The organism is Haloparvum sedimenti (genome assembly GCF_001462205.1).
Classification (GTDB): domain Archaea; phylum Halobacteriota; class Halobacteria; order Halobacteriales; family Haloferacaceae; genus Haloparvum; species Haloparvum sedimenti.
In genome coordinates this window covers 210,482-226,737 of record NZ_LKIR01000121.1, presented here as the reverse complement: position 1 = coordinate 226,737, position 16,256 = coordinate 210,482, and the positions used below count along the sequence as shown (strand labels likewise).

General features: G+C 71.3%; 16 protein-coding genes and 1 pseudogene. 15 read left to right on the top strand and 2 right to left on the bottom strand.

Going from position 1 to position 16,256, the window contains the following annotated elements; genetic code table 11:
• The 9 genes and pseudogenes from AN233_RS17995 to AN233_RS08385 all read left to right on the top strand — a co-directional run.
• Positions 1–320 (top strand): annotated as a pseudogene (locus AN233_RS17995) (translation initiation factor IF-2 subunit gamma); the annotation flags it as partial.
• A gap of 3 nt (positions 321–323) precedes the next feature.
• The gene (locus AN233_RS08420) at positions 324–797 is read left to right on the top strand and encodes a twitching motility protein PilT (RefSeq protein ID WP_281176547.1); all 474 of its coding nucleotides are present in this window, start codon (positions 324–326) and stop codon (positions 795–797) included.
• A 7-nt stretch (positions 798–804) separates the two neighbouring features.
• The gene (locus AN233_RS08415) at positions 805–1,380 is read left to right on the top strand and encodes a DNA-directed RNA polymerase (protein WP_058366345.1); all 576 of its coding nucleotides are present in this window, start codon (positions 805–807) and stop codon (positions 1,378–1,380) included.
• Positions 1,380–1,577: a transcription elongation factor subunit Spt4 gene (gene spt4 / locus AN233_RS08410; protein ID WP_058366344.1), complete on the top strand. Its 198-nt coding sequence runs from the start codon at positions 1,380–1,382 to the stop codon at positions 1,575–1,577. Before AN233_RS08415 ends, spt4 begins: the two co-directional genes overlap by 1 nt.
• 13 nt (positions 1,578–1,590) lie before the next feature.
• The gene (locus AN233_RS08405) at positions 1,591–2,160 is read left to right on the top strand and encodes a GTP-dependent dephospho-CoA kinase family protein (protein ID WP_058366343.1); all 570 of its coding nucleotides are present in this window, start codon (positions 1,591–1,593) and stop codon (positions 2,158–2,160) included.
• 125 nt (positions 2,161–2,285) lie between these two features.
• Positions 2,286–2,597, top strand: coding sequence for a 30S ribosomal protein S24e (locus AN233_RS08400; RefSeq protein WP_058366342.1), 312 nt, complete (start codon positions 2,286–2,288; stop codon positions 2,595–2,597).
• Between the two features lie 11 nt (positions 2,598–2,608).
• A complete protein-coding gene (locus tag AN233_RS08395) occupies positions 2,609–4,273 on the top strand; it encodes a bifunctional N(6)-L-threonylcarbamoyladenine synthase/serine/threonine protein kinase (protein WP_058366341.1) in 1,665 nt (554 codons plus the stop codon).
• A gap of 567 nt (positions 4,274–4,840) precedes the next feature.
• The gene (locus tag AN233_RS08390) at positions 4,841–5,134 is read left to right on the top strand and encodes a DUF5808 domain-containing protein (protein ID WP_058366340.1); all 294 of its coding nucleotides are present in this window, start codon (positions 4,841–4,843) and stop codon (positions 5,132–5,134) included.
• Positions 5,135–5,234: 100 nt separating this feature from the next.
• Positions 5,235–6,626 (top strand): M28 family peptidase, encoded by a 1,392-nt coding sequence (locus tag AN233_RS08385; protein WP_058366339.1) that lies wholly within the window; start codon positions 5,235–5,237, stop codon positions 6,624–6,626.
• A 93-nt stretch (positions 6,627–6,719) separates the two neighbouring features.
• Here AN233_RS08385 and AN233_RS08380 read toward each other — a convergent pair whose 3' ends face one another.
• Positions 6,720–7,703, bottom strand: coding sequence for a hypothetical protein (locus AN233_RS08380; protein WP_058366338.1), 984 nt, complete (start codon positions 7,701–7,703; stop codon positions 6,720–6,722).
• Between the two features lie 78 nt (positions 7,704–7,781).
• Positions 7,782–8,897, bottom strand: a complete 1,116-nt coding sequence (locus tag AN233_RS08375) for a radical SAM protein (protein WP_058366337.1) — start codon at positions 8,895–8,897, stop codon at positions 7,782–7,784.
• A 120-nt stretch (positions 8,898–9,017) separates the two neighbouring features.
• On the opposite strand from AN233_RS08375, the gene AN233_RS08370 reads away from it, so the two are divergent.
• The 6 genes from AN233_RS08370 (at position 9,018) to AN233_RS08345 (ending at position 16,098) form a co-directional block, all read left to right on the top strand.
• Positions 9,018–9,371, top strand: coding sequence for an Htur_1727 family rSAM-partnered candidate RiPP (locus AN233_RS08370; protein ID WP_058366336.1), 354 nt, complete (start codon positions 9,018–9,020; stop codon positions 9,369–9,371).
• Positions 9,368–10,567: a TIGR04347 family pseudo-SAM/SPASM protein gene (locus tag AN233_RS08365; RefSeq protein ID WP_058366335.1), complete on the top strand. Its 1,200-nt coding sequence runs from the start codon at positions 9,368–9,370 to the stop codon at positions 10,565–10,567. Before AN233_RS08370 ends, AN233_RS08365 begins: the two co-directional genes overlap by 4 nt.
• Positions 10,568–10,674: 107 nt before the next feature.
• Positions 10,675–11,211, top strand: coding sequence for a halocyanin domain-containing protein (locus AN233_RS08360; protein ID WP_058366334.1), 537 nt, complete (start codon positions 10,675–10,677; stop codon positions 11,209–11,211).
• 142 nt (positions 11,212–11,353) lie between these two features.
• Positions 11,354–12,013, top strand: a complete 660-nt coding sequence (locus AN233_RS08355; RefSeq protein WP_058366333.1) for a helix-turn-helix domain-containing protein — start codon at positions 11,354–11,356, stop codon at positions 12,011–12,013.
• Between the two features lie 317 nt (positions 12,014–12,330).
• Positions 12,331–13,410, top strand: coding sequence for a copper-containing nitrite reductase (gene nirK, locus AN233_RS08350; RefSeq protein WP_058366332.1), 1,080 nt, complete (start codon positions 12,331–12,333; stop codon positions 13,408–13,410).
• A gap of 99 nt (positions 13,411–13,509) precedes the next feature.
• Positions 13,510–16,098 carry a heavy metal translocating P-type ATPase gene (locus AN233_RS08345; protein WP_058366331.1) on the top strand — a complete coding sequence of 863 codons (2,589 nt, stop codon included), beginning with the start codon at positions 13,510–13,512 and terminating at the stop codon, positions 16,096–16,098.
• Positions 16,099–16,256 lie beyond the last annotated feature (158 nt).

The following is a 16,256-nucleotide window of genomic DNA, read 5'->3' as shown; positions in this document are numbered from 1 at the left end:
TGACGAAGGGCGACGCGCTGGCGGGGCAGGTCGCGGGCGAGCCCGGCACGCTGCCGCCGACGCGCGAGGCGTTCGAGATGGATGTCGACCTGCTCGACCGCATCGTCGGCGAGGGAGAGGTCGAGGAGATCTCCACCGGCGAGCCGCTGATGCTCACCGTCGGCACCGCCACGACCGTCGGCGCCGTGACGAGCGCGCGATCCGGCGAGTGCGAAGTGAGCCTGAAGCGCCCGGTCTGTGCGGCCGAGGGCGCCCAGATCGCCATCAATCGCCGCGTCGGCGCGCGGTGGCGACTCATCGGCGTCGGGACGCTGAAGTAGGCCGTGGCGAGCGCCGACCCGGACCACGACGACGCGGACGCCGACGACGGAGCGTCGGAGCAGGACGCCGACGAGGTCGGGGGGGAGCCGGAGGCCGCCCCGACCGTCGCGCTCGACACCAGCGTCCTGATGGCGCCGGTGGAGGCGAACGTCCGGCCGTTCGAGGAGCTCGACCGGCTCCTCGGCGTCTACGCGGTCGTCGTGCCCGTGGCGGTGCTGGCCGAGCTGGACCGGCTCCGCGAGGGAGCCGGCGAGGAGGCGAAAGCTGCGAGCGTCGGGGCGGACCTGGCGCGGCGCGGCGAGCGGATCGAGACCGAGGCATCGTACGCGGACGACGCGCTCGTCGAGCTGGCCGCGGCCGGCCGGGTCGACTACGTCGTGACGAACGACGGCCCCCTGCAGGACCGAGTGCTGGCGCGGGACGTACCAGTAATCGGTTTAAGGGGTCGGAACACACTGGCGATAACGGAACCATAGCCCACGCATGTACAAGCGAGTTCGACTCAAGGACACGGTGGAGGTGCCGCCAAAGCACTTGGCGGACGTCACCGACGACCGGGTGAAGGCACTCCTCCAGGACAAACTGGAAGGACGAATGGACGAGGACGTCGGGAGCGTCGTGAGCGTCATCGACGTGCACGACGTCGGCGAGGGGGCGGTGCTGCCAAACCGCCCGGGCGTCTACTACGAGGTGGAGTTCGACGCGCTCACCTTCGACCCGGACATGCAGGAGGTCGTCGACGGGACGGTCGTCGAGACCGTCGAGTTCGGCGCCTTCGTCGGCATCGGCCCGGTCGACGGGCTGCTCCACGTCTCGCAGATCACCGACGAGTACCTCACGTTCGACGGGGCGAACCAGCAGCTCGCCTCCTCGGACTCCGACAAGGTGCTGGGCGTGGACGACGCCGTCCGCGTGCGCGTCGTCACGAAGAGCATCGACGAGCGCAACCCGCGCGACTCGAAGATCGGGCTGACGGCCAAACAGCCCGGTCTCGGGAAACACGAGTGGCTGGAGTCGGAGCGCCGCCACCGCGAGCAGACGGGTGAGGAGGCCGACTGATGGCGGAGGACCGCATCGCCTGTCGGGAATGCCACTACGTCAACGACCCCGACTCGCAGACGTGTGACCTCTGCGGCTCCTCCTCGCTGACCGAGGACTGGGCCGGCTACGTCATCATCACGCACCCCGAGGAGTCGGAGATCGCCACGGAGATGAACGTCTCCGAGCCCGGGTCGTACGCGCTGAAGGTCCGCTGACCGAGTCCCGCCGATGCTCTCGCTACCGCGGGACCTCCGGGACGCGTTCAAGGAGCCGCTGGGACCGGTGTACGCCGACGCCGAGCGGCTGCTCGCGGACGCGGACGCCGCCCGTGAGACCCACGCCGCGCCCGACGCCCCGCTGATCGCCGTGGGCGACGTGGTCACCTACCACCTCAGGAACGCCGGTCGCGAGCCGGACGTGGCGCTCGTGGACGGCAAGACCGAGCGGGAGGCGGTGGCCGCCGAGATCCGCGAGGCGCTGGACGGCGCGGGCGAGCGGCGAGTCGTCGTCGAGAACCCCGCGGGCGAACTCTCCTTGAAGCTGCTGGAGGCGCTCGGGGAGGCCCTCGTCGCGTCGGAGCCGACCGTCATTGAGGTGGTCGGCGAGGAGGACCTCGCGGCGTTGCCCGCGATCGTCGCGGCGCCGATCGGCTCGAGCGTTGTCTACGGACAGCCCGGCGAGGGGATGGTCCGCGTCGAGGTGACGCCCGATCAGGTCGACGACGCGCGAGCGCTGTTCCGCGCGCTCGACGGGGACGTGGACGCCGCACTCGCGGCGCTTGGCGTCGCGGACGTGTGAGGCAGGGTCGCCGCGCGGCGGACGAGGCGGCGCGACCGATCCCCGCACTTGACGCGCGTCCGGCCCTGCAGGGGCCGCTTCGAAATCCTTTTACTGCTTTCGAAGGGACGTAGTGGTAACTGACTATGGACGTCGACATCATTTCCGAGGAGGAGAACCCGATGCTGCACCGTACGGACGTTCGATTCGAGATCGTTCACGAGGAGGCCACCCCCTCCCGTCTCTCGGTTCGCGACTCGCTGGCGGCCACGCTCGACAAGGGCTCGGACGAGGTCGTCGTCCACGAGCTCGACACGAAGTTCGGCATGCGCAAGACGGTCGGCTACGCGAAGGTGTACGACAGCGCCGAGTTCGCGACCGAGGTCGAGCAGGAGCACATGCTCGAGCGCAACAAGATCGGCGCCGAGGACGCGGACGCGGAAGCCGAAGAAGCCTGATCGGCTCTCGAATGATCGTTCTCGGCATCGAGGGCACCGCGTGGTGTGCGAGCGCGGCGGTCCACGACGCCGACGCGGACGAGACCGCAATTTTCTCCGACGCCTACGAACCCGAAAGCGGCGGCATTCATCCGCGCGAGGCGGCCGAGCACATGGCCGACGCGGTCCCCGAGGTCGTCGACGAGGCGCTCGCGCACGCCGAGGCGGAGTACGGTCCCGGTAGCGTCGACGCGGTCGCCTTCTCCCGCGGTCCCGGCCTCGGCCCCTGTCTCAGGACCGTCGGGACCGCGGCGCGGGCGCTCGCCGGGACGCTCGACGTGCCGCTGGTCGGCGTCAACCACATGGTCGCGCACCTGGAGATCGGGCGCCATCAGTCGGGCTTCAAGAGCCCGGTGTGTCTGAACGCCTCGGGCGCGAACGCGCACCTGCTGGGCTTCCACGACGGTCGGTACCGCGTGCTCGGCGAGACGATGGACACCGGCGTCGGCAACGCCATCGACAAGTTCACGCGCCACGCCGGCTGGGCCCATCCCGGCGGGCCGAAGGTCGAAGCCGCGGCCGCGGAGGCCGACCCCGACGATCTGCTCGACCTCCCGTACGTCGTCAAGGGGATGGACTTCTCCTTCTCCGGGATCATGTCCGCGGCGAAGGCCGCCTACGACGACGGCGAGCCCGTGGAGGCGGTCTGCTTCTCGCTGCAGGAGCACGTCTTCGCGATGCTGACCGAGGTCGCGGAGCGCGCGCTCTCGTTGACGGGCGCCGACGAGCTGGTGCTCGGCGGCGGCGTCGGACAGAACGACCGCCTGCGCGAGATGCTGGCGACGATGTGCCGCGAGCGCGGCGCCCGGTTCCACGCGCCCGAACCGCGGTTCCTGCGCGACAACGCCGGCATGATCGCGGTGCTGGGCGCGAAGATGGCCGCGGCCGGCGACACGCTCGCGATCCCCGACTCCGCGGTCGACCCCGACTTCCGGCCCGACGAGGTGCCGGTGACGTGGCGGCGCGACGAGACGGTCGCGCGGGCGCCAACGACCGCGGCGGCGTCCGGCACGGGTGCGGGTGTGGACACGGTGTCGGAGCACGGGTCAGACGCGATAGGCGCGGCCGCGAACCGCGGTGCGGAGGCGGTCGTCGAACTCGTCGACGCGGACCGCGTGGTGAAGCGCCGCGTCGCGAAGGCGTATCGCCATCCCGAACTCGACGCGACGCTCAGACGCGAGCGCACGACCGCGGAGGCGCGGCTCACCAGCGAGGCGCGCCACGTCGGCGTCCCGACCCCGCTGGTCCACGACGTGGACCTCCCGAACGCGACGCTGACGCTCCAGCACGTCGGCGACGCGGACCTGGCGGCCGGGCTCTCGCCGGAACGCGCCCGCGAGGTCGGCGAACACCTCGCGCGGCTCCACCAAGCGGGGATCGTCCACGGCGACCCGACGACTCGGAACGTCCGCGTGGACGACGAGCGCGCGTACCTGATCGACTTCGGTCTCGGCTACCACTCGGGCCACGTCGAGGACCACGCCATGGACCTCCACGTCTTCGAGGGCTCCGTCTACGGGACCGCGACCGCGCCCGACGCGCTGGTTGAGGCGGTCGAGGAGGGGTACGAGAGGGTCGGCGACGCGGCCGTGCTGGAGCGACTGCGGACGGTCGAGGGCCGCGGTCGATATCGATAAGCAGTTCGTGGTGACTCGACCGGTTCTGTCTCAGGTGCAGTTTTTGCGGATCGAGGCGGAAACCGACAGAAAGCCCCTGCCCGCTCTCTGTACGATGGACCTGTCTCCGCAAATCCCGCTGATCGGGACAGCAACATCCAGAAAGCCCCAGCCGGCTCGACCCGCCGGGCCTCGCTGCGCTCCTCGCTCTCCGCAACGCCCGCTGCGGTGCTTGCGTCGTCCGGGCGGGACCGAGCCGGCTGCCCCTTTCAGTCCCACCCCGCCCCGCTCCGCCCCGCACAGCACCGCAGCCTCACGCCTCCCCAGCCTCGGTGGCGGCGCGGCCGCGAACCGCACCGCAATGCGGCCGCGCCGCCGCCTCCACCGAAAATCGGAGATTTTCGAGCAGCCAGCGTGCAGTAGCGCGCTGGCGACCTCGCGCGGTCGCGGCGACGCGCAAAGCGGTCGCCGCGGCGCGCGCCGACAGCACGGTACCGCGACCGCACCGCAAACGCACCGCAAACGCACCGCGACCGCATCGCACGCGTCGGCCGAAACGATTTATCCCCCGCGCCCGAGACGTGAGGTATGAGCGACAAACCGTCCTCCGGCGAACTCTTCGGTATCCCGTACAACTTCGAGCGGCCGAGCCTCGGCCGCCTGCTCTCGTCGTACTGGCAGCCCGGCAAGGGCATGTTCGTCGAGAAACCGTTCGGCGTCGGCTACACCCTGAACCTCGCGAACCCGCGCTCGTGGGTCGTCGTCGCGGTCGCGCTCGGGCTCTACTGGCAGGGCAAACAGAGCGCGGCCGCCGACGCCGCGAGCCCCGACGAGGAGGCCGACGGCGACGACGGCCCCGTCGAAGTGATCGTCGACGACTGATCCGGCTTCCGTACCCCTCCTGATCGAGAATCGCGCCGGGGAACCAGCCTCCCCGGCCGGAACCCGAACGTCCTTTTGTGGAACCACCGTGGGTGCGCGCATGACCGAGCTTCCGGACCGCGTCGTCGGCGACGCGCGGACCAGCGACTTCGGGTGGGACCTGTTGACCGACCTGGCGGACATCGGCAACCGCATGGCCGGACAGGCGGGCGAGCGCCGCGGCGCCGAGCGCGTCGTCGAGGCGTACGAGGCCGCCGGTCTCCGCAACGCCGGCCTCGAGGAGTTCGAGATCCCCGGCTGGTGGCGCGGCGACTCCTCGCTCGCCGTCACCGGCACCGGACCGGACCCGGTCGAGCGCACCCACGAGGGGAGCCACGCGGTCATCGCGCTCCCCGGCACGCCCGCGGGCGAGGTCGAGGCGCCGCTGGTGGACGTGGGGACCGGCACCGTCGAGGAGTTCGAGGCCGCCGGAGGGGACCTCGACGGCGCGATAGCGATGGCCTCCTCGCGGACGCCCGACGAGGCCGACCGGTGGATCCACCGGATGGAGAAGTACGTCAACGCGGCCGAGCGCGGCGCGGTCGGGTTCGTCTTCCGGAATCACTTGGAGGGCGCGCTCCCGCCGACCGGCGAGATCGGCTACCACAACCGTCCCGGCCCGATCCCCGCCGTCGGCGTCTCGAAGGAGGTCGGCGAGCGGTTGGCCCGGCTCGCCGAGGATGGAGCGGCGGCGGCGGGGGAAAGCGAGGGCGACGCGGACCGTCCGACCGTCTCCATCGCGGTCGACTGCCGCAACGAGCCGACGACCTCGGTGAACGCGGTCGCGGACGTGGGTCCGGACACCGACGAGGCGGTCCTCCTCACCGCGCACGTCGACGCGCACGACATCTCCGACGGCGCCAACGACAACGGCGCCGGCTCCGCCCTCGTCGCGGAGGTCGGTCGACTGCTGGCGACCGTCGAGGACGACCTGGACACCCGGGTCCGCCTGATCACCTTCGGGGCCGAGGAGATCGGCCTGTGGGGCGCCTACCACGCCGCCGAGACAATCGCACACGAGGAGATCAAGTGCGTCGTCAACCTCGACGGCGCCTGCAACTCCCGGAACCTGCGCGTGAGCTACAACGAGTTCGAGCCGATGCGGCGCGTCTTCGAGGCCGTGACCGACGACCTCGGCGCACCGCTGTCGACGAACGCGACCATCTCGCCGCACGGCGACCAGTGGGCGTTCGCACAGGAGGGGATCCCCGCGGTGATGGCGTCGACGACCTCCGAGCAGTCCGGTCGCGGGTGGGGACACACCCACGCCGACACGCTCGATAAGCTCGACCGCCGCGACCTCGCGGAGGTGGCGATCCAGGTCGCCGAGGCGACGGTTCGGTTCGTGGACGCCGGCACCTCTGTCCCCCACAAGTCCCGTGCCGCGATCCGCGAATCCATCGACGAGGGGTACGTGACGGAGCTGAAAACCGGCGGTCGCTGGCCCTACTGAACGCGGGGCGATGCTGTAGGGAGGGGTGCTGTGCGGAGAGGTGCTGTGCGGAGCAGTGTGGACGGTGCGCGTGAGGAACGCGGGCGAGGCGGTTCAGACGCCGGACGCCAAAAGCAGCGCCACGGCGATCCCGATGAACAGCACCTTCAGCGCGGTGTTGACCGCGACGACCTTCGCCCCGAATTCCGGTCCCCAGATGCCGAACTGAAAGGGGATCGAGCGCTTGAACGTCGACACCGCAAAGGAGACGATGCCGCCGAGTAACATGGTGGCGACCGCCTGCGCCGGCGTGAACGTCTCGCCGATCAGCGGCGCGATGGCGACCGCGCCCGCCGTGGTGTCGAGCGAGTAGATGGCGACGACGGCGACTGCCGCACCCGGGAGGCCGACCGCGGCGGTCAGCGGCTCCGCGACCGCGGTCAGCGCGTCCACGTCCACGTAGGTGATCAGCGCGACGACGAGGGTGTAAACGACCGCGAGCCGCGGCACGATCCGCTTGAGCGTCCCCGCGGACTTCGAAAGCGCGTCCCGAACGCGCTCGCGGGACGTGCGGTCGTCGGCGTCCGGACCGCCCGCCTCGACGTCGGCGAGCGCGGACCGGTCGACGTTGCGCTCCGACAGCAGGACGCCGCCGGCGAGCACGCCCGTGACCGTTATCGCCAGCGCCACACCCGCCCGCGCGGAGACGTACAGGACGCCGGTGTACCAGCCGAGGATGGGGATCAACACCGGGACGTAGTAGGTGAAGACGTGCTGGACGAAGCCGAAGAACGTGTTGATGGTCACCGCCACCAGCGTCGCGCGGTCGTCCAGCAGGCCGGCCTCGCGGTACTCCGCCAGCGTGGCGTAGCCCGCAGTGGTCGACGCGGCGGTGGTGAGGATGGCTGTTCCGACCTCGTCCGGGAGGTTCGCGGGGCGAGTCAAAAGCCCCGACAGCCCGGCGACGTAGCGCACGAGCCCGAACGCGACCGCGACGTTGGCGGCGGTCACCCCGACCGCGATGAACAGCGTCACGCGCGCCAGCCGGGGCGCCACCTCGGCGAGCAGACCGAACAGTTCCGGGGCCGCCGATTGCACGACTCGGCGTTGGACCCTGTCGAGCAAAGGGGCATCGGTGTGCCGGTGTGAGAGTGCGGTGCCGGGGCGGCGCGCGGGTCAGTCCGCCGGGTCGACGAGCTCGTCGCTCTCGGCTCCATGCTCCCCACCCGTCCCGACCTGTCGTGCCGGCAGATCGCCGTCGTACCCTTCCGGGACGTACGGGCAGAGGGGGTCGCTCGCCAGCGGGTCGCCCGTCTCGGCGTACGCCCGCGACCGGCTCCCGCCGCAGACCTGTCGGAACTCGCAGGCGCCGCATTTCCCCTTCAGGTCGTCCGGCTCGCGGAGCGCCTCGAACAGGTCCGCGTTCCGGTAGACGTCCACGACCGAGCGCTCGCGGACGTTGCCCGCGGCCTCCGGGAGGAAGCCGGAGGGGTACACCTCGCCGGTGTGGCTCACGAACGCGAACCCGCGACCGGCGGTGATCCCCCCGCGGCGCCGAGCCCCGCCCGCCTCGCCCTCCGACTGGAGCCCGACCCGGCGGTAGAAGGGCGCCTCGGTCGTCTTCACGCCGAACCGCTCCTCGGCGGCAACCGCCTGCAGCCACTCCATGACGCCCTCTGCCCGGTCCGGCGCGATGGGATCGAGGACCCGGCCGCGGCCGACGGGGACGAGGAAGAAGACGCTCCACAGCACGGCGTCGAGCTCGCGCACGCGGTCGCGGATCGCGGGGAGCTCCTCGACGGTGTCCGCGCAGACGGTCGTGTTCACCTGCAGCGGGAGGCCGGCGTCGCGGGCGGCGGCCGCGGCGGCGAGGGTGTCCTCGAAGCTCTCCTCGCCGCGGAACGCGTCGTGGGTCGCCGCGCTCGCGCCGTCGAGGCTGAGCGCCATCCGCTTGACCCCGGCGTCGGCCAGTTCGCGGACGCGTTCGGGCGTCAGCGACCGCGTCCCGCTCGGGGTGATCGTCATCCGGAGCCCCAGCTCGTCGCCGTACCTGATCAGCTCGAAGAGGTCCTCGCGCGCGAGCGGGTCGCCGCCCGAGAGGACGACCAGCTGCCCGTCCCCGAAGTCGGCGGCGTCCTCGAGGAGCCGCTTCCCCTCCGCGGTGGTCAGCTCGTCGGGGTGGCGCGCCGGCTGCGCGTCCGCCCGGCAGTGCCGACAGGCGAGCTCGCAGGCCTGCGTCACCTCCCAGATCAGCACCAGCGGCCGGCGGTCGGTGTCGAGGTCGTCGAACATCGGTCGTCGGGAGGTCGGGGCGCCGGCCCCTTCGGTCCTCGACCGAACACCTTCGCCCGGATTACCACGGGCTGAAACCGCCCGCAACCGGATTTATTCGGGGGTGACGAATCGCCCACCATGGTCGAGAAAGCGACGCGGACGGAGGAGGCCGCGCCACGGGCGACGACGGAGCGACGCTTCGAGGTGTTCGTCCGCGAGGCGGCCGACGAGCCGCTCGAACACGTCGGCACCGTCGCCGCGCCGGACCCCGACACCGCCCACGAGGAGGCGGGCAAGCTGTTCGCGTGGTACGCCCGCGACGTGTGGGTCTGCCCGAGCGGTGAGACGCATCGGTACTCCACCTACTCGCTGGCCGGCGAAGGGGACGAGGTCGAGGCGGATTCAGGGGGAGATTCCGACGACCGCGCGCCGCCGGAGCCGCGCGTCTACGAGGAGACCGAGGGGACTCCCGAGGTAGGTGACGGCGCGTGATCTCGATCAGCAAGCTCCTGTGCGGGCTCGACGCCGAGAGCGACGGCCTGCGCTACGACGCCGCCGACGAGTCCGCGGCCGACCAGATCACCGAGCGGAAACAGCACCGACCGGTCGTCGTCTGGAACACGACCAAGCAGTGCAACCTCTACTGTTCTCACTGCTACGCCTCCGCGGACACCGAGACGATTCCCGGCGAGCTCTCGACAGCGGAGGGGAAGGCCCTGCTCGACCAGCTGGCCGACTTCGGCGTCCCGGTCGTCCTCTTCTCCGGCGGGGAGCCGCTCGTCCGCGACGACCTCCCGGAACTCGTCGCGCACGCGAGCGACGCGGGACTGCGGCCGGTACTCTCGACGAACGGCACCCTGATCACCGAGGAGAACGCCCGGGAGCTGAAGGAGGCGGGCCTGCAGTACGCGGGCGTCTCCGTCGACGGGCTTCCGGAGCGCAACGACGCCTTCCGCGGGAAGGAGGGCGCCTTCGACGCCGCCGTCCGCGGCATCGAGGCATGTCTGGACGCCGGACTCAAGACGGGACTGCGCTACACGATCACCGAGCGCAACGCGGCCGACCTGGAGGGCGTTATCGACCTGTTGGTCGACGTCGGTGTCGACCGCTTCTGCTTCTACCACCTCGACTACGGCGGTCGGGGGAAGGGGATCGTCGACGCGGACCTCGAGCCGGCGGAAAAGCGCGAGGCGGTCCGCCGGCTCTGTGACCTCACCCGCGAGTACCACGACGCAGGCGAGGAGATCGAGACGCTGCTGGTCGGCAACTACGCGGACGCCGGCTACCTGATCGAGTACGCCGACCGCCAGCTGGGGAGCGACCACGCCGAGCGGATCCGGGCGTACCTCGAGCGCAACGGCGGCGACCCCGCCGGCGAGCGCGTCGCGGACGTCGACCCCGTCGGCAACGTCCACCTCACGCAGTTCTGGCAGGGGTACAGTCTCGGAAACGTCCGCGAGCGCCCCTTCGGCGACATCTGGAGCGACGACGCGAACCCCTTACTCGGCGCGCTCCGAAACCGGGAGGGGCGGCTGACCGGGCGGTGTGCCGACTGCCAGTACCGATCGCTCTGTCGCGGCGGCTCTCGTCTGCGCGCGCTCACCGTCCACGAGGACCTGTTCGCGCCCGACCCGCAGTGTTACCTCACCGAGGCGGAGGTCCGCGGCGGCGAACAGGTTCCGCTCTGACCCCTCCTATAAGTTCTCGACACGAATATGTTCGACCCCCGATGTCGTGCCGTAGGAACGTCCGCCGCCCCCTTTTTACTCGGCGTCGTAGGCTTACTCGTCCGACGATGACTGCACACGACCTCGACCGACGACGCTTCGTACAGGTGACGGCCGGTGCTGCGACCGCGACGCTTCTCGCCGGCTGCTCGGGCGGCGGGGACGGCGGCAGCGGCGGGGGCGGCGAGGGCGGCAGCGGAACCGAGGAAGGGGGCAGCGGCGGCGACGGCAACGGCGGCGGCAGCGGCGACGAGTACCTCTCCGAGGAGCCGGACTACGGCGGCTGGTTCGACGGCGTGGACAACTACGAGGCGACGCTCGACCGCACCGACGCGGACGAGGTCACCGTCGAGGTCGGCGCGGAGGACGGCCTCAAGTTCGCCCCGCCCGCGGTCGCGGTCTCGACCGGAACCACCGTCGTCTGGGAGTGGACCGGACAGGGTGGCGACCACAACGTCTCGGAGGAGGACGGCACCTTCGAGTCGGAGCTGAGCGGCGAGGAGGGCCACACCTTCGAGTACACGTTCGAGGAGAGCGGCACCTTCCGGTACGTCTGTACCCCCCACGAGAGCGTGGGGATGAAGGGCGCCATCCACGTGGAGTAACGCTCGTTCCGCGGCGGTCGGGTTCGCGTTCCGCGCCCGCCGGCCGCGGCCCGAACCGACCCCGGCTCCCGACGGAGCCACGCTCGGCCGACCCGGTCGGCGCAGCACGCCGACGGACCGACCCACCAACACGGACACGACAATGACACAAGCACGCCTCGTCGTCGACCTGCCGGACGGCCCGTGGGTGGCCGACGTCTCCCGCGAGTTCCCGGCGGCGACGTTTCAGGTGATCGCCGCGCTCCCGGGCGACGGTCCGGGGTTCGCGCTCGTGTGGATAACCGCCCCTGACGTCGGCGCCGTCCTCGACGCGATGGAGTCGCACCCCTCCGTCACCGACATGTCGGTGATGGGCCGGGCCGACCACGAGGCGACGGTGCAGTTCGAGACCTCGGCGCCGATGCTGCTCATCGCGGCGAAGCGGTCCGGCATCCCGATCGAGATGCCGGTCGAGATCGAGAACGGCGACGCGACCATCGACGTCACCGGCGCCCACGACCGGCTCTCCGAGTTGGGCCGGCAGTTCGACGAACTCGGGTTAGACTTCCGCGTCAAGTACATTCAGGAACGGCTGCAGGCGAGCCAGCTGCTGACCGAGACCCAACAGGACCTGCTCCTCCGCGCGGTCGAGGAAGGCTACTACGACACGCCGCGCACCTGCTCGCTCACCGAGCTGGCCGACCGCGTCGACCTCGCGAAGTCCACCTGCAGCGAGACGCTCCACCGCGCCGAGGAGGTCGTGGTCAAGCAGTTCGTCGAGGACCTCCCCCCGCAAGTCGACGCCGACGCGGCGGCGCAGTGAGGGGCTCCGAAGTCCTCGCCGTACGCTTTTCTCGATTCGGTCGGCTTCCGACGCGCACGTTTCTCGACGCGGTCCGTCCCTGGCGGTTCTCGGTGTGCCCGGCGCTTCGACGTCGTCGTGCCCGTCCCGGCCGCGGCCGCGAACGGACTGATCACCGCGACGGCACCCCCGTCGAACATGTTCCGAGCCGAGTTCGCGTATCCGAACACCCTTTAAGTAATACCTGCCGCAGATGTTCAGGTATCTGCCCGCAAATTGAGAATATTTGTGCAGTTATACGGGGAATATCGAGTAATTATCAACCGGAGAGAGACCCAATGACCCGACATCCCCACAGCAGACGGCGCTCGTTCCTGAAAGCGGCGGGTATCGGCGCGGTGGCCGCGCTCGCGGGCTGTACCGAGGACGGCGCGGACGCCGCGGCGGCGACCGCGACCGAGGGAACGTCGACGGCGGAGCCGGCGGCGTCCGTCGACGTGGACCGGATCGCGGCGGACCCGACGGACGTGCCCGACCCCGTCGACTGGAGCTCGCCGCGCACACACGACATCACGCTGGAGACCAAGGAGGTGACCGCGGAGATCGAACCCGGCGTCACCTTCGACTACATGACCTTCGACGGGCAGGTGCCCGGGCCGATGGTCCGCGTCCGCCGCGGGGACACCGTGAACCTCACGCTGCGGAGCCCCGAGGACAGCAGCCTCCCGCACAACATCGACTTCCACGCGGTGTACGGCCCCGGCGGCGGCGCCAACGCGACGACCATCGGGCCGGGCGAAGAGGCGACCATCCAGTTCAAAGCCACCTATCCCGGCGTCCACATCTACCACTGCGCGGTGCCGAACATGGACCACCACATCAGCGCGGGCATGTTCGGCGCGATCCTCGTCGAGCCGAAGGAGGGGCTTCCGGAGGTCGACCGCGAGCTCTACTTCGGTCAGCACGAGATCTACACGGACGGCGAGACGGGCGAGGAGGGCCACCACGAGTGGAGCGTCGACGCAGCCAAGAGCGAGGACCCGACCTACGTGGCGTTCAACGGGGAGGCGTACGCGTTCACCGAGGACGGCTACGGCCGGATCCCGGTCGAACAGGGCGACCGCGTCCGGATCTACCTCTCAAACGGCGGTCCGAACCTCAGCAGTTCGTGGCACGCCATCGGCAACGTCTGGGACAAGCTCTACCGCGACGGCGACCTCGTCTCGGACCCCGGTCGGTTCGTCGAGACGACGCCGGTCGAGCCCGGCACCGTGGCCGCCGCGGAGATCGAGACGCCGGTCCCTGGCCCGATCAAGGTCGTCGACCACTCGCTGACCCGGGTCGCCCGGAAGGGGCTGCTCGGCGTCCTCGAGGTGCAGGGCGAGGAGAAGCCGGAGATCTACGACCCGGACCCGTGACGCGGCCGACCTTCTGATCGGGGTCGCCGCCGGCGTCACGACCGCCGCCGAACACGTTCGGAACCATCGCCTCGGGGACTCGGCCCGAAGGTCCCCCCGATGGGACCCTGTCGCCTCTGCGGGCTGCCGACCGACGGGAGCTCGCTGACGGCCGCCGACGTGGACGGCGACTTCTGCTGTCGCGGCTGTCTGGAGGTCGCCCGCGCGCTCGACGATCCCGACCGTGCGAATCCCGACGCAGACGGCGGCCGATCCGGCGCCGACGAAACGGCATCCGTCTCGGAGCGCGCCCCCAACGGTCCAGACGACGCCGCGGAGGCGTTCCTCGCGGTCGAGGGGATGCACTGTACGACCTGCGAGGCGTTCCTCGACCTCCGGGGCGAGGAGACCCCCGGCGTGTACGCGGTCGAGGCCAACTACGGTACCGAGACCGCCCGCGTCACCTACGATCTCGACCGGATCGACGAGGCGGACCTGCCGGGCGCGCTCTCGGGATACGGCTACGCCTTCCGTCCGGCGTACGCGGGAGCGGCCGGGGGCGCTGGGGGAGCGGCCGACAGCGACGCGGCCCGCCGCGACCGGCGCGACGAGACGGTGCAGCGGCTCGTCGTCGGCGGGTTCTTCGCGATGCTGGTGATGCCGTGGTACCTCTTCTCGCTGTACCCGAGCTACGTCGGCGTCGAGACCGGCGTCCTCGAGGTGGACACGACGACCGCAGTGGGACAGTACCTCCCGCTGGTCTTCATCGCGCTGGCGACCGCGGTCGTCGTCGGCTACACCGGCGCGCCGATGCTCCGCGGCGCGTGGGTGAGCCTCCGGACGCGGCGCCCGAACATGGACTTGCTCGTCTCGATCGCCACGCTGTCGGCGTACGCGTACAGCACTGTGGCGTTGGCGACGGGGAGCACCCACCTCTACTACGACGTGAGCGTCGCCGTGGTCCTCGTCGTGACGCTCGGTCGCTACTACGAGTCCGGCGTCCGCGCGACGGCGACCGAGCGGCTCTCCGCGCTCACGGCGGCTCGCGTGAGCGAGGCGACCCGGCTCGCCGCGGACGGTAGCCGCGAGACGATCTCGGTCGCGGACCTGGAACCGGGCGACGAGGTGCTCGTCAGACCGGGGGACCGGGTCCCCGTCGACGGCACCGTCGCCGAGGGCGTCGCGGACGTGGACGAGTCGGTGCTCACCGGCGAGTCGCTGCCGGTCACGAAGCGGCCGGGCGACGGCGTGGTCGGCGGCGCGGTCGCGGTCGACGACGCCCTCGTGGTCCGGGTCGGACCGGCCGCCGAGAGCACGGCCGACCGCATCGCCGCCGCGCTGTGGGAGATCCAGAGCACGACGCCCGGCGTGCAGCGACTCGCGGACGCGCTCGCGACGGTCTTCGTCCCGCTCGTACTCGTGTTGGGGGCCGCCGTCGCCCTCTGGCAGCTCGCGACCGACGCGACGGTCGCGGCCGCACTGCTCGCCGGCCTGACCGTCCTCGTCGTCTCCTGCCCGTGCGCGATGGGGCTGGCGACGCCGCTCGCGGTCTCGGCCGGCCTGCGCGACGCGCTCGAGCGCGGCGTGGTCGTGACCGACGACGCGGTGTTCGAGACCGCGCCCGACGCCGACACGGTGGTCTTCGACAAGACCGGCACCCTCACCACCGGCGAGATGCGCGTGGCCGAGGTGGTCGGCGCGGCCGAGACGCTGCGCTACGCCGCCGCCGCGGAGCGGTTCTCGGACCACCCGGTCGCTGACGCGGTGCTGGCGGCGGCGGACGGCGACGGCAACGACGGCGACCGCGACGGCGGCGACAGAAATGCGGCCGTCGACGGCGACAGAAATCCGGCCGCCCGGAGCGAGAAAAAGGCGGCCGCCGGCGTCGCGGTGGACGGCGGGGCCGCGCCGGCGGACGGCGCCGACTCGGCGGGGGAGGCGGCCGCCGATGTCGGGGCCGCGACGATCCCCGACGCGACCGACTTCACTCGCCATCCGGGCGAGGGCGTCGCGGCGACGGTCGACGGCAATCGGGTCGTCGTCGGCACCCCCGACCTCGTGGCCGAGAAGGCCGGCCCGGTCGAGGGCGACCTCGCGGAGACGGTCGCGGCCGCGGACGAGCGCGGGGCGCTCCCGGTCGTCGTCGGCTGGGACGGCGCGGCGCGCGGCGTGGTCGTCGTCGAGGACCCCGTCCGCGAGGCGTGGACCGACGCCGTCGAGGCGTTCGCGGACCGCACCGTCTGCGTGCTCACCGGCGACGCGGGCGGGAGCGCCGACCGCTTCCGCGAGCATCCGGCGGTCGACGAGGTGTTCGCGGGCGTCCCGCCGGACGGGAAGGCGGCGACCGTCCGCCGCCTCGCGGCCGAGGGGACGACGGTGATGGTCGGCGACGGCACCAACGACGCGCCGGCGCTGGCGGCCGCGGACCTCGGCGTCGCGATGGGCGACGGGACCGCCCGCGCGGCCGACGCCGCGGACGTGACCGTCGTGGACGGCGACCTCGGCTCCCTGCGGACCGTCTTCGACCTCGCGCGCGGCACGCGCCGGCGCATCCGCGAGAACGTCTGCTGGGCGCTCGGCTACAACGCGGTCGCGATCCCGCTGGCCGTGTTCGGCCTGTTGAACCCGCTGTTCGCGGCGGTCGCGATGGCCGGCAGCAGCCTGATCGTCGTGACGAACTCGCGACGGTCGGTGTTGGGGGAGGAGTGAGGGAGTTTCAGGGTCGTTCTCGGCGGTTTCAGAAAGAGTAGTGGCTGGGACGGTCGGCGCGTGTGGAGAATATTTAGCTCGAAAGCCCCAGCCGGCTCTCTATACGGCTCCTATCCTGTTTCTGTTGTCGAGCCTGCTGCTTGCGACAGCAACACCTC